This window comes from Brevibacillus sp. HB1.4B (assembly GCF_013284285.1).
Taxonomy (GTDB): Bacteria; Bacillota; Bacilli; order Brevibacillales; family Brevibacillaceae; genus Brevibacillus; species Brevibacillus porteri.
Map to the genome: position 1 here is coordinate 126,348 of NZ_JABSUT010000004.1, position 14,823 is coordinate 141,170.

The 14,823-nt window shown below is 46.6% G+C and carries 8 protein-coding genes; 1 reads left to right on the plus strand and 7 read right to left on the minus strand.

All coding sequences use genetic code 11. The annotated features are described in order from the left end of the window. Nucleotides 1–5 precede the first annotated feature (5 nt). The gene (locus tag HP398_RS11255; protein WP_254476040.1) at nt 6–3,983 is read right to left on the minus strand and encodes a hypothetical protein; all 3,978 of its coding nucleotides are present in this window, start codon (nt 3,981–3,983) and stop codon (nt 6–8) included. On the opposite strand from HP398_RS11255, the gene HP398_RS30910 reads away from it, so the two are divergent. Beyond that, entirely contained in the window at nt 3,927–4,496 is a 570-nt protein-coding gene (locus HP398_RS30910; RefSeq protein ID WP_254476042.1) for a hypothetical protein, read from the plus strand. The two genes, HP398_RS11255 and HP398_RS30910, sit on opposite strands and share 57 nt — an antisense overlap. A 179-nt stretch (nt 4,497–4,675) precedes the next feature. On the opposite strand, the gene HP398_RS11260 is transcribed toward HP398_RS30910, so the two are convergent. From HP398_RS11260 to HP398_RS11285, 6 genes are all read right to left on the minus strand, one after another. Continuing rightward, nucleotides 4,676–7,933, minus strand: a complete 3,258-nt coding sequence (locus HP398_RS11260) for a 3-keto-alpha-glucoside-1,2-lyase-like domain-containing protein (RefSeq protein ID WP_371736733.1) — start codon at nt 7,931–7,933, stop codon at nt 4,676–4,678. Nucleotides 7,934–8,014: 81 nt separating this feature from the next. Next, nucleotides 8,015–9,103: a hypothetical protein gene (locus HP398_RS11265; RefSeq protein WP_173622597.1), complete on the minus strand. Its 1,089-nt coding sequence runs from the start codon at nt 9,101–9,103 to the stop codon at nt 8,015–8,017. A gap of 14 nt (nt 9,104–9,117) precedes the next feature. Continuing rightward, the gene (locus HP398_RS11270; RefSeq protein WP_017249749.1) at nt 9,118–10,923 is read right to left on the minus strand and encodes a hypothetical protein; all 1,806 of its coding nucleotides are present in this window, start codon (nt 10,921–10,923) and stop codon (nt 9,118–9,120) included. 13 nt (nt 10,924–10,936) lie between these two features. Continuing rightward, a complete protein-coding gene (locus HP398_RS11275) occupies nt 10,937–11,356 on the minus strand; it encodes a hypothetical protein (RefSeq protein ID WP_017249750.1) in 420 nt (139 codons plus the stop codon). A 6-nt stretch (nt 11,357–11,362) separates the two neighbouring features. Then, nucleotides 11,363–11,782 carry a hypothetical protein gene (locus HP398_RS11280; protein WP_017249751.1) on the minus strand — a complete coding sequence of 140 codons (420 nt, stop codon included), beginning with the start codon at nt 11,780–11,782 and terminating at the stop codon, nt 11,363–11,365. Continuing rightward, nucleotides 11,782–14,817 (minus strand): M23 family metallopeptidase, encoded by a 3,036-nt coding sequence (locus HP398_RS11285; RefSeq protein ID WP_017249752.1) that lies wholly within the window; start codon nt 14,815–14,817, stop codon nt 11,782–11,784. The genes HP398_RS11280 and HP398_RS11285 overlap by 1 nt, the downstream gene beginning before the upstream one ends. Nucleotides 14,818–14,823 lie beyond the last annotated feature (6 nt).

Genomic DNA, 14,823 nt, shown 5'->3' on the forward strand with positions numbered 1-14,823 from the left:
CTCCTTTACGTAAATAGCCATATTCGTTTGCCAATCACACATGCTTCAGGGCGTTGTTTCCAGATCGCCAGCAAGCATTTGATCAATGCTTCGACGCATTTGTCCCCGCTGCCGGGATCGCAGTAGGGGGTGACGAGGACCTTGTCGCAGATCCAGTTGGTTAGTTTGATGTAGTCGATATTGCAGTAATCCCAAACTTCCGATGTGCCTTTCGCTGTAAATACCCAGGTGAAAGTATGTCTTCCTCTATCTACTTGAAACACAGGGGCTCCACCAGCATCTGTATAGCTGCCTCGGAGAACTCCATCAATGAAAAAGTCCAATTGGCTATTAAAAGGAGAGGGGACAATTGTCCAATTTTCCGTTGCTTTGAAATTTCGGAGCTTGAACGTAGTCAAATAGCTTTTGCCGGTCCACTCACTTATTTCGCCTTTTTGTTCTGTCTTAATTTCGACACGTACTTTGGATACAGAAGGTTTGGATAGGTTTTCGAGGGTGAAGTCGTAGTTTCCGGAGAGATTAACAGTAGTATTTTGAAGTTTGTTGCCTGCTTGATCGTAGATGTTTACCTGAATATTGCTGCCGTTGCATCCGCCCATCCATATCGGGACGTTTGCTGTCGTCTCGAAATTGTAGACAAACGCCGATGATTTAGGGAGAGGGAGCTTGTCGTGAAAGGTATACTCTCCATTACTTAATCTCGCTTCGGCATCACAATCTGTATAGAATTTGATTCGGATAGAATAATTTTTACCTTCATCAGAATCATTGGTAATAGCAGCTTTGATTGTTTGTACATCATCAAAATCCGAGTATTTCTCTTCGGATATGATATTTCCATTGTCTTCGTCGTAAATTCTTACGCGGACATAGGCATCACGGCATGGTTTTGATTTTTTACTTTGCCTGATCTCGATTGTATCGATCCAACACCAGGAGTCGTCGGGTATGATTACTTGAGTTGGAGGGGGGAGATTAGGTTCATATGGCGAGTTGTCTTTTGGATAAATAGAACCAAGTTTATCTTTACAATAACTTTTCCAAATTTCTTGAACGGTTCCATTTTTTAACAGAAAGCAACCGCCGTTGTCATCTTTTCCTCCTCTATGACTTAATCCTTTTAATAACGTGTAATCAATTCGATAGTGTGAGTTTAGAGGAAGTTCATATTTTATTGATTTTTCTACCCATCCTTTACCTTCTGTAGTTAGGAGCTCGCTATCGATAATTGTACGATTAGATAAATCAGTTACGGTTAATTGGACTTGTGTGTTATCAAAGTCATTACTAAATTTACGCTGTTTATTGGATTGGAGTTTGAGATTACGGATTGCGATATAATATGGAATATTATCTTTGCCAACCTTTGAACTCTTTCCTAAAAAAGATTGAAATTCAAAGGCGATGCAGTAGGTGCCTGGTTTGTTACAGTAAAATTCTTGGGAGCTGTGGGGTTTTGAACCGCTCCAATCTTTTATTTTATAGGGATTCTGTAGTTTCCCTACATTCATCATTTTATTACCTGTGCGAGGGATTGATGGGGTACTCCATCTAATACCTCTACGTGTTGCGTATATGTGAGAATTGGTTTCACGCTTGTATTCTGCCACTGCTGCGTTACTAGCAATTCTTAGTGTAGAGACTTGTCTCCCATTTTTATTTCCTTGTCGATTATCTATTTCATAACAATAGTATTGATAGTCGAACTCAACTGTTAAACGTTCATTACCTACGCTATCAAAGACAGCATACCAATAAACATATGGATAGCTTTTATTTGTAACCTGTTCAGACGTTAAAACATAGGAATTTTCATAGTGTATCGGTGTCTTGTTAGGAGCGTCAGGAATAGGGCGGAATATCCATTCAACAGGCACATCGAATGCATTAGGAACATCGAAGCCTTTACCGGAATATATCTCCAATTGTTCTGAATATATCGCTTTTGTGATGGATGAATTATCTATAAATCGTCTAATTGTAAAATCATCTCTATAAGTGCCATGAGCAATGGGGACAGAACCAGAAGCATCATAGTATACTTTAACAGGTTCTGAAGGATCATATTGATAGCCCCAGTCAAATTTCAGATGTGTCTTATGAGGTGGCTTAGATCCAGGGCCGTATATAGCTGGATGAGTGTATGTTCCAGCCGGATAGCATTGCTCCCCACCTGTAGAAGGAGCGGGTTTCGTTGGAGGCTTGTATCCAGAATCAGGGTCTTCAACTTCGACTTTATCGCAATCTTCAAAAACCCACTTTAACGTTTGTTTTCCTCGGCTAAGTGGAACTACTACCGTATGACCAAGAGGATCACTCGAGCTTTTGTTTTCAGACCAAATTAACCGATTGTTACTATATAGACTGAGATACTCGTAGTCTGAAAAGGAACCGCCATATTCAAACTTTACGAATCCCGGTTCATCCAAATCTATATTCTCGACATAAAGGCGGTTCCGGGTACCGTCTTTATTCTCAACCTTGAGTACGCCGTCTCCCCCGTGACCTTCCCCATGATAACGAGTAACGATATCTTCCCATTCCCAATTGTCATCAACACGAATTTCACGTGCGTATTTATCCCGATTATTGAAGTCTTCAGAAAATATCACTTCATATTCGTCCTCTTTCGATTCATCAACAAGACTTTTTAGCTCCAGTTCTTCCGAAAATTCAAAGGATGAACCAGGATTCAGAAAGATATCGTACACATTTTCTGCACGATCCTTTTTTGTGTAACTAGAGTTTCTGTCTGTCTTCCATTCCCGGTCTACATCAATGTAGCTGCCCATTGGTGTTTTATGTTTGCCACTTGACGAGCGATAAGAGAATTCACCAGGATAAGTTTCCTCAAGGGGTTCTTCTGTCAGGTCATCTTGAATTCGAAAAATAACGGTATTACGGCCTTTTGTTAAAGGAAGCTGTACATTTTTCTCCCATTCATCACCTGTTGCTTCTAGTTGTTGCACGTCATTGATAATGACGAGGAGTCTTTCTGTATCACGTAAACCAGTGGTAAAGCTAAACTCAATCCACCCATCAGCCTCCAGGTCAAAAGTATAGGTGGCATCTCCATTTCCTGAAACGATTGGGTCCTTCATATAAATTCCGCTGCCAAGTCCAGGGATCGTCTCCCATTCCCAGCGATTTTCTCCGGTGAAGGAAAAGTTAATCGGATCAGTAACAGTGGTAGTTCGTTCTTCGTAGTGATCAATCTCCAGCGGTGGACAGATAAGTTGGACATCCCCCGTTAAATCAACGGAACAGTTGTCACCAATTTCAACGTCATAAGAAATGACAGCAGAATCTTCTTGTGTGGAGGATGATCGTCCATCCAATGACCATTGCCATCCATGGTGAGAGACAGCGGTACTTCCTCGTCCCCCTTCTCCGGACTGGGTAAGAGAAACAAATTCTTCATCGAAAAATAATGACGATTCATCCGTATATGGCGGGTTATCCACTCCCATTTCGTATTGAAAACTGAAATCTCCAGCGCATTCAGCGTCGATAACCCTTTGAACTTTCCTTGAAAGCATATCGTTAATTCCTGAAAAATAAGTGGTGATAATGCTCTTATCTGAAAACGTAATCCATTCCCACCCTGGAATGTCATAAGCCGCATCCCCCAACGTATCCACATCCGGCGGTGTCTGCTCATCCAGGCTCTGCACCACCTCGACGCACTCCACATCCTTGACATAAACCGCGTTTTTCCCAAACCGCCGATCACTCATCCGACGCACAAACCAGTCAAACTTGTACGTCTGCCCTGGCTTGACGTTAAATTTCGCCTCCTGCCAGCTGCTGTTCTGATTCCATTCCCCGCCGACCTGATTGTTGTTAATAAAAAACAGCAACCCATCGCCAGGAGAGGTGCTAGCCATGTACTTGAAACGAATGAAGCCTTGCTTTTTAAAGCGCCATTGAAAAGTCACCTTGCTAGAGTTGCCGTGCTTGAGAGTGGTCACATCCAGCTTCATGATGTTTTCACTCCCCGCCATCTCATTGGTGCCGACAGAGTGAACCATCTTCCATTCCTGATCTTCTGTCGAGGATACGTAACGGAAAAGGCCGTGAAACTTGTCCGACAGTGGGAGAGTCCGCATATCGAAGGTCGGGACTTCTTTATCGATGGCATCGTAATGATTGAGGTAGTAGCCGCTGAAGTGATGATAGTATGGAGCCGGGCAGACTGGCAGCGAAACATTTTGGTGAGTTCCATCTGGCTGTTCGGCGTTTTTCAGGATTTTGTAAATGCAATCTCGTACCATGAGCAAGGCGCGCTGGTAGTCGTTTTTTTGCGGATCGATTTGCTGATTGACCCACCATTCCAGACGACGGTACATGTTCCACAGCGCTTCGCGGCAACGAACCTTGGCGTACCAATTTTTGTCCCGAACAAATTGCTCCATCATCTGGTCGATCATACTTTCGAGAGAGTCGAGATTGACCGTTTGCCAACGACCAATCTGACCCTTGCCGGGATCACCTAGCAGCGGATTCTGATATCCAGCGTAACGATCCTCTGCGCGAGGACGATTGGGGCTGTCCGGATTGTCCGGATGATTCGGGTGGAATGCGCCCTCTACCAATGAGGAGCGCATTTTTCCGAATGTGACGTTGCCCACTGATTTAGAAAAAATGCCAAACGTATGACCCAAAATGATCACCTCTAATCGGTAAAGTCGTATTGCAGGTTATGATCTACCCAGACGCGGATGCGGTTACCCGTTACCCAAACACGCAGCGTATACCATTTCTCTTTTTCCCAGGCAAACGGGTTCATCGGGGTAGAGTACATGGTTGAGCTGCCATTCTCTACTTTGAAAAGCTGCATGGGTCGCGGCATTCCGCTGGCGCTTCCATCACTGACGACGAACATCCAGTAGTTCTGGTCGTTGTGATATTTGAACACGATACCAGCGCTGTCTCCATCTGCGGGCTCATCGACTTTGAAATCGACCTCAAACTGATAGTCTGTATAGGTAAAGTCATTTCGAATGTAGCCGCTCATGCCACTAGAGCCTTTTGTGTGGGTAAATGTGCCTTGGTCGCGATTATGCTCCCATGTACCAGAACCAAAACGAGTCCAGTTGTCTTGCCCCATCGCGAGTGCGTTCCTATCTGTCGTCCATGGGTAGTACGCATTGAATGGATCGTGGGGATCGTATGCTTCTGGAACAGAAAAACCACCTGACCAATGCTCGGGATCGTGTTCAGCTTCGAGTACATCGTTGGAGTAGTCGTAGACCAAACCTTGTCCTATTTCTTCTATACGATCTGCCCAGGCATTCTTGTAGTCGCGGACCGAAATCAATGGTTGTTCGATATAACCTTTTCCGCGATCCAATTGGCCAGCGAAGTATTCCAGGATGACGGCATCTGCGAGTTCTTTTTTACCCATGATTTGGGTGAGAAGTGAGGTAGCACGCTCTTGGTTGTTGGCTATCCAATCCGCGTTCATAACAGCTTGATCTGGTTGCTTGTAGCTGAGGATGGATTCGATCAAATGAGCTGCTGCTTCTGGTTGATAGGCAATCAGTTGCTCATGCAATACCGTTTGTTCCAGCGCGAGCTTGGCATACTTACGCCATTCATCGTCCTGCAGTTCTCCATCGCGGGCGCTTTTTTCTGCCACATCGTATAAATCGACGAGGTAACTGGCTCGTTCATGCGGGGAGGTTGCGAAGAGATAGCCGCTGCACAATTCCGTGATTCTGCTGCGCAGCAGTGCGGTGACCGGCAATTCGTCAAGATCGCTGGCGTGAGCGGATTTACGGGCAGTATGCTCGTCAAACAAAACGGACGGATCGGGTTCCATGTAACCAAAAGGATGCTCAATTTGCAGCTCGGCTGGACGGAATACATCTTCGCCAACGAGTGTTTCTGCTATAGATGCAGGAGCCGCTTCTAATTGGCTGGCGATTCCTTCTTCTGCGACCGTGGAAGAGAGCAAGACTTCCCGTTTCCCTAAAACTCTGTCCTCTTCAAGATGCGAGATAACCTCGTTTGGGCGAGTGGACTCCCATGTCTCAAAGGAAAGAATCCCTGCCTTTTCTTGCAACGTCTTACTGAAGATGACTTCGGATTCGATCAATGCCTGAACCCGCGTACGCACACCCTCCAAAAATTCTTCATCCACATAAGCCTCGAAAGTCTTGTTGGTCAGTGCCCATTCCATGAGTGCTTCCAAAATGCTTTGACCGTCTGTAAGGCGGGAGGCAAAAATCATGTCGTCCATCAGGTGGGAAGGAAATTCTTTAGAGGCGAGGATATCCTCCAAAAGATGAGCGGGCAGTAACCGTAAGATGGTCGCGAAGACCATATCTTCAGCCAGGAGACTTGGGCGTACATTTTCCAAGAGGGCGAAAATGTCATCCTCATCCTGATAAAAAGATGGCTTAGGTGCTTTGCCCCCGCTAAGATCGATGGCGCGTTCCTTTTCCCAAAGATGAGTAGCATGTGTGAGCTGGCGATCTGCGCGAACGTCATCCCTGATAATCGAAGTGGGGCGAGAAAGATGTTTCTTTCCAAGTTCGAGGTGCTGGGGAATCCAGAGCTTACTGGCTTTTTCGCGCTGAGAATGAATGAGAGGATTGGGGATAAACAGTTGAGGACTGTTGCGTCGAAAAGCTTGTTCGAGATAGCTCAAGATCGATGCATCTGTTTGAATCGAACGTGTGCCAGTAAGTTGTGACATAAAAATAGCTAAGTCCGAAGCCGCGTCTCGATTACCGATTGTATATTGTGTCATGAGTGTGCCTGGTGATTGATAGGGACGAAAAGCATGGAGTTGAGAGCTAATGATGAACAAATCATTTTGGTACGGACGGAAAGCTGTTGGTGAAAAGGAATCAAGGGAGAGAAGGCGCGTGAAATCTCGATAACCCCAGTCGTGCTTCTGTAAAATAGAACCACCTTGGTGTATGGTTCGGGTGCCTGTGGAAGCCGTATGGATAGCTAAATCTTGCGTAGCGATCCTGCTTGCACGGTGAAGGAAGTGCAGCAAGGCGTCATACTGACGGGCTTTGAGATAAGCCCAGTCCATGTCGCGAAGCACCTTCGTCGACTTTGTTTTAATCCGGTGAAAGGCTTGCACGAAGTGTCGGGTCATCTGGAAGGCAAATTGACGCTCGCCAATGGAACGGGACCAATCCGTAAACATGGCATGTTTATTGTCGCGGATGGATAGGGGAATAGCGTTTTCAACAGTGAGGTTGTGAGCAATCGATCTAGTCGCGTATTCTCTTTCTAACTGCAAAAAGAGCAACGCCCAAAACTTCCGCTCAGCTAAGCTTCTTTCCGTGTTGACGAATAAATCAAACGTGGAAGTACGCTCTCCCGTGAACCATTCATCTATCTTTTTCCCGGCGAATCGCTCAGTCCGTGTTGCCTTGTAATGATCTTTCATAAGATCAGCTTCTGCGGAAAAGGTACGGTTCGCTCCAGCTGGTGGCAAATCAATATACAGCTCATCCTTATTTACGCGCACGGACATTTGGGCTGGATTGAGCTTTGCCATTCCTGCTGTTTTGATCCGATCTGATAAATGAACGCGACGAATAACTTGTAATGGCTGCTTGATGATCCGGTCAGCATCCAAGGCATCGTCCTGAAGCAAGCTTTCTTTAAGCGGCGAGCGATCGGATACCACGACCAGTTCCATGGGATTGGCCATGCTGGTATCATTCCGGATCATATCCTGCAAAGAGTCTTGAAGATCAGCAGCAAATGATTTCCGATTCGCGAGCAAATAATCCAGCATGACCATACTGGCACTTTGTCCGTAGGGAATATAGACGAAGGAATACTTACGGGAGGGCGAAGTCGTGAAAGTTACGTTTCCTATATAGTTGCGAATAGAAGCGTAGTGGTCTGCAAGTCTGAATTGATAGGCTGCTAGAGAAGAAATCCCGGTCAAATGGTTCACCTCCCAAAAAGAAGGGGGAACACCAGAGATGCGTTCTAGTTTCCCCCTTTTGCTAGCTATACGGTTTTAGAGGGATTTCTTTTAGTAGCGAACTTCCTTCAGGAATGCGACCCCCATTTTTACGTTGGCGGAGTAGTTCATGAAGTTCTGCTCAGTATTGTGGTCGAAATAGCGGTATACTTCCTGCTTGTGTTTCTTAGTCGTGTCGCTCGGATCGACATCGATGATCAATTCATCCAAGTGGAGAATGTTGTTTTTCGAAACAGCAATGCATGCATCCAAGCTGCCGCGGTATCCATCATATCCGTGCACGACATAAATCGGGCTCAAATGGTAACGGCGTGTCCAAGCAGATGCGTTAAAGCCTTGAGGCTCCAGCAGCAATCCAGTATCGCCTAGAGGACCATCCTTATATGCCTTGCCCGGCTGTGGAGCTTGGGTAATGAAGGCAGGGTAGTGCTTTTGGAAGCGAATACCCGATTTTGTCGCCAGCATTTGCAAGGTGTTGTTGCCAAAAGAAGTGTATTGACCATAATCGTGTGGGGCGATCGGAGCAGCAGGCTCAGTAGCGACAGCTCCGGCTGTCAGCATGATGTTTCCAACTACGTCATCCATGTTGTACTTGAATGGCTTGAGTGCGCCTACGTACAGGAAGCTCTTACGATAATCTTCAAAGTGAACAGCCGGATCACCAACAGCTACGAGTGAAAGGCGATTGTTCATCACGTTCATGTACAGGTAGACAGGTTTATCAATCGTACGATCTGTCGGTTTGCCATTCACGACGAATTTCTCGTCAGCCCATTCAAAATTGACTGGATGTCCTTCTGTCGCGAAGGTTTTGGCTGTGGAATTGTAGTCTGCCAATACTTGAACCGTCAAGGAGCTGTGTTCCTTCGGGTTGGTGAAGCCTGGATTGACGAATTTGACATAAAAATCTTTGGACACGTTGTTGATGTTGGAGTTACCCTTTAAGACCAGCTCGGAGGTTTTGCCAGAAGCGGTATCTTTTTTGGTGAGATCGGTCATGACTGTCCAGGTTGATTTTTCTTGTGTCTCTCCGGCAGCTGGGTTAAAGGTATAGTTAGTAAGTTGTTCGAATTCAGATTTAATCGTATCCAGGAGCTCTTTAGAAGTGGTGATTTTTTCAATGTATTTAAAATTGGCCATGTGAAATTCCTCCTTTAATATACTTCTTTTAAGATGGCGATGGTGCAATCCGTAGGGTTGGGGGAGTACTTGAAGAAGTTGACAGGGGTATTGATTCGGAAGAACTTGTATACCTCTGTCCAAGTTCCGGCAGCGGGGTTTTTCGGATCTTTTAGTTCCTCTGTATCTACGACGAGCTCGTCCTTGTTGATCAGATTATGGTCCTCGATTGCTACGACACTGTCGAGGTAGCCCCGATAGCCTTCGAACTGGTGTACCAGATAGATCGGTGATGCATGATATTTCTTCGTCCATTTCGAGCTTTGGAAGCCGTTTGCTTCGAGTACCATCTTGGACAGCTCAGGAGGGAGCGTGCCCACTCCATCGTATTTGGGGAGCTGAGTAATGAAGGCGGGGTAGTACGCCTGGAAGTAGACGGAGCTTCGGGTTTGCAGCATGGAGAAGGAGTACATGCCGTTGGAGGTATAGCGTCCCCAGCCCGAATAGTTAGGATTGGTGTCCTGCTTGATGTCGGCTGGAAGGAAGCCTGATTTTTCCTTTGTCAAATCACCCATGCCGACAGTAATTCCAAAATTACCTTTGTGGTCATAGTCAGCAAAAGGAATGGTTTTTCCGATATAAGCAAAGCTGCTGTAGTAGGCATCCATATCAGGTGAAGGGTCACCCTCAATTACGATTGCTACACGATCATTACTGATGGAGAGATTGTATTCGACCCAGTAGTCTGGGCGACGCTTCTTGTTTGGTACCCAGGAGACGACAGAGTCGGCACCATAGAAAAAGTGGGAGGAAGGGCTTTTGATTTCTACTTTGTCATCGTAATCGAGTGCCCATGCTTCGTGAGGTGGAGTGTATTTGTCGGTATCATCGGGATCATTCCATTTGTTGTACTGGAGTTCAGCCTGTTTTTGATCGATGACGACAGGTACTTTACCGGGAATAACGTTACTATTATCGCAGGCTAGCAGGTAGGTATCGGCAGATTTGCCAACTGGGTTTTTACCTTTGAAGCCTTTGCCGTAGGACACATCCAAGTAGTTGTATTGATTAATAGGATGTTTTAGCATGACAAAATAGTCGTTAGGGGTTTGGCCTGAAGGTACGTCAGGAACGGCTTTTAGGACGACAGTTCGGTCGTAGTGATGGACAGGGTTGGCAATGTATTTGACCATTCCGAATTTGTAGAGGGTAGGACGGACATAGGTCCATTCCCAAGAGTAGTAAAATACCGACCATTGCCCTTTTGAAAGAAGATCGTTCCAATCAGAGGGCATTTGTGTAATGAGTTTATACTCATCCCACTCTTTTCCAGGGGTAAAAGTTACCCCATCCAGCTCATACTTGCCCTGTTGTACCACATAGCATTTCTTACCGACAGTGTTGGCAGGGTCGGTATCATCGACATTGACCACCAGTAGACCGGGAACAGGAAGGGTGACATCGTTCCCTGCATCATTTTTATAGACAAACTCTTTCACCTGAATTTTTTTACTTGATTTCACATTTTCTGTATTAATCGTTTCAAAGATATAACCATTGTCATCAACGAGCAGAGTCCCTCCATTGCCTCGTAACTCCCGCACATCCGGCAACACATAAACCTGATAAGTCTTCCCATCCGTATGCTTGTACGTCCCTTGCGTATTCCCAACAGTCGTCTTCTGATACGTAACCCACTTGTCTTCATTGACTTCAAACACCTTTTCCCATCGGTTCTTCGTATCCGGGATTTTGGCGTTGACGATTTCATCAGCCAGCTTGTTGATGAGCAAATCGGCTGTGACCTCGCCCTCGATCCAAGCTACTTGTTTACTAGGCATCCATACGCCTCCTTTACAGTTTCTTGCGTAAAAATTTCACATTGTACCAAACTTTCTTTTCCGTACCTGAAATGTTGTGGAAGTCAAAGCGGATCTGCGCATTTGGCTTCAACGGATAGACGATCCCAAAGCTATTTCCCATCGAGACGGACTCCGGGAGCTCTTTGGTATAAATCGTTTCACAGACCTTCACGCCGTCCAGACTCAGCTCCCAGTAATCGCCGACGCAATAATTATTGGTAGCAAACGCCACAGATAAAAATTCTGTCGGATAGGGAAGGGCATAGGTATCGGAAAAGACTTGCTTGGACGCGGTCACATCAATCATGCGTCCGCGAATGAAGGGCTCGGTAAATTTGGAAAAGTGTGGGTAGGGGAGCTCTCGTACCTTGTCGATTACGCCCCCGCCCGAATAAGCAACGGAGAAGCCCACTAGTACTCACCTCTCTTTCTCTATACGAAGGACATCGGTGCCAGTTAAGAGGCCCCTCGTATCATAGAGTAGACGGATCAGGTAAGATCCTACCGTTTTTCCGTCAGGTGCGTATCCCGCAGTGGTTACTGAGGTCAAGCGCCAAAGAGAATAGTACTCCCAGTCTGGATGGAGCTGATCGACTTCAAGGGGGAAGGTGGTAGTGTCGGTAGAGCCAAACGTGAGGGAGATGTCCAGCATGTAGCCAGACTCGTAGAATAGCTTGGCGCCCGTGACCTTTTCCGGATCGAGAGGATGCTCCCGGATCAGACGAACAGAGGGTTCCTCTGCGAACGGGTCTGCCGCGACTGTCGTAGTACGGTGCACTTCATCACGGATCAGATCGAGGATCGGGTAAATTAAATAATCATTAGCAATCCCGGCCATTACACAATCGCCCCCTCGTTGTTGCTCCAAAATAAATCGAGGATTTGCATATAGCCGTTCTGCGCATCAAACATCGTGCGGATTCCTTTGATGGTATACGCTTCGCGGGTGGTTGTATTGGAGTCGATAATGTAAATGCGATCGAGGACATCCAAGGCAGGGTTGCCGGGAATGGAAATTTGCAGCGTACGGCACAAGCGTTTCAAATCAAAAAACGTTCGCTGGGCAGCTAGCCTCTTCAGCTCGTCGGTTTTGGCAAAAGGAACGGATCTAACGCCTGTACGTACCTCGCCCTTCAGCTCCATCAAAATTTCCGTGTCTACGAAATGACCAACCTTATTTTCTTCATCCAAAATGACAAGATGGCTTTTGCCACGTGAAAAATCGATGGTCTTATGAATCGTGATCAAATTGTCATGCTCTGTAAAAGTAGCCACAATCGGCCGATTCATATCAATCTCTTCCAGGCGATACGTACCGTAACGGTCGCAATAGGAACGGAAAGGCGTCTCTTTCATAATTTCCGCGATGGCTTCTCCGACTTTGTATTGATACGATTCGAATTTGCGTCCGGGTGGCTCAACAAAAGGATTTTTCCAACCTTTTGGGGTCAAAGTGGATTCGGGATCGACTTCAACGAATTCGCCTTCTTTATCCGGTACAGCTTTGAAAACTTTGCCTGTCGCCTGCGTCACGTGGGTATAGCTCGTCTCTTGTACAATGGCATAGGGGTAGAAAATGTCTTGCGGATTACTGCGCCAGCCGTACATTCCTGCATAAGCGATCAAGTCTTGTACGATGGCGGATTTGAGGTAGGCAGCTTTGGCAGTTGGTTCGGTTGGGACAGGTGCGGTACTCTCCCACTCTGGAATCGCATCAAACTCCGTGCTTGAGCGGAATTTTTGATAGATTTGCCACACGCTGTTATACCAGTTCGTATCGCTCGCCCATTGATAAGCGCCCTTGTCGCCTCCTTGCCAAAAATATTTGACATCGTCGACAGATTGAAAGCGCCAGCCTTTGCTCGCCATGGCTTCCCGATAGCGGACGGCTCCGCGATAGAGCTGTCGTTCGAGCCCTTGGTATTGCGGGTCACATTTTTCTCCGGTATAGCATCCATATCCGAGAATGAAGTCTCCTGGAGGAAGACCTTTCCCCAGCGTCCCCATTTTGGTTTCGTGCTCTGCAATGGCTAGCAGAAATTTATAATCGAGCTCTGGGCCCTGCTGCTTGGCCTGCTTTTTGGCTATCGAGATGATTTTGTCCCGGCGAGCCATTGAGGAAAAAACGTTAGTATCATGTGCGGCAGAATGCCCGACGTCTGAGGGATACTGCTTGTCTTCGGTAATGACCTTGTTCAAAATCTTCTTGTACATATCGCGGCAGTAAATGGTCATGGTCGATTCCTCGCCATTCAGATCGAGCTTGTCGATCAGCCCCGTAAATACCCGCATCAAATTCAGACCATAACCCATGTAGATCCGGACAGGAGTATTTTCGGAGAGAACACCGACATGGAATCCATTCACAAAATAAGACCAAGGCGTTTCCTTGTAGGTTTCGGGAAAGTAAAACGGATTATAGTCCGGACTGTAGTAGCCGCCAGGGTTTGAGATTGTGATGCGTGCCTCACATGATTCCATTTCATATTGGTCGTCCATTTCGATGTGGTTAATATTGTCGAGGGTAAGGGTGTCCATATAGACGAACTTTCCGACCTGGAGCGATACTTTTCGCGGCTGACCAGGCATGAAGGTGCTCGTAATTTCCCTTTCCTCAAAAAACTCCTGCTGCACAGTCGGGTCCACTTTGTCTTTGTTCCCGTACAGATCAGGTCGCCCTTGTAATTCCTTGATCTGAATGTATTGGAGGGAAAAACGATTGACCTGTTTCCCGTTCCAGAACAGCTCGATACGGATTTCCATTTCGCCATTGGGAAAGGGGATATCACGAATCTCTACGTTTTCTGTCCCGGAGAATTTGATGACCTTGACTTGCATTTTTCCATTGAAAAAAACGCGCAGCTCGCCGGCACCTTCACCGAAGTTGGTAGAGAAACCCATGCTAAAAATGCCGGGGTGAACGGAGGTCAGCTTGAGATTCATACCTGTCGTAACGGTAGGGGATGGGAAGACGGTCTTGTACCCTTTGGGATCAAAGGTAAAGGTGAGGTTGCTATGCTCAGTCGAGCTTCTCTCGATCATGGATAGTTTTTTGGTCAGCTCGTCTACTTTGTAGACAGATTTTGTGTGCCACGTATTATTGGTAAACCGTTCGTCAAAAAGAGTTGCTCCTGGCGTTCCAACATAGGTGGCATCGGTAGTGACTCCTGCGCCGTTATTGGAAGAGGCAGCGAACAGATGCTTCGAGCCATTCATATAAGGAAACGGATCGATGACGGCTTGTCCGTTCCAGACTTCAAAGTGCAGATGAGCTCCTCTTCCTTTGGAGCGGGGGGAATTGGGATCGTCATAGGTGCCCATGTTCGTAACACCTGCAGAGCGGACGTCTCCTGTATTGCCGCTTTTTCCGATAATAGTGCCTTGCGTGACATAATCCCCTGTTTTGACGTGGATTTCGCTCATATGGGCGTAACGGGTCCACATGCCATCCGCATGCTGAATTTCTACGCGAAAGCCAAAGCTCGTATATTTTTCAGACACGGTCACTTTTTTTACTTGGCCAGCCCAGGCAGCTTTGATAGGCGTACCGACCGGACAAGCAATATCGATCCCTTGGTGCTTGCGATTGTCGCCCATATAGGCGGTAATATCTCGGATGCTTTTGCCCTCGACAGGAAAGACAAAGGGAATCTTGGAGAGAGCAGTTCCCCCGTCCCCTGAACCATCTTGAATGATGGTGCGGGTCAATGTTTTCTCTTCCCGCCGATCACTCATAATGAAATCGAGTTCTTCGGTACGGCCCGGCACGAAGATGAGTCGATCTATCTCGACACGGCACGCGGGCTTCGATAATTCTCCTAGTTTGAGTCTTTCGGAGAGAATTCTGCGCAGCTCATTGGACATCGTTTGCATGAAAGC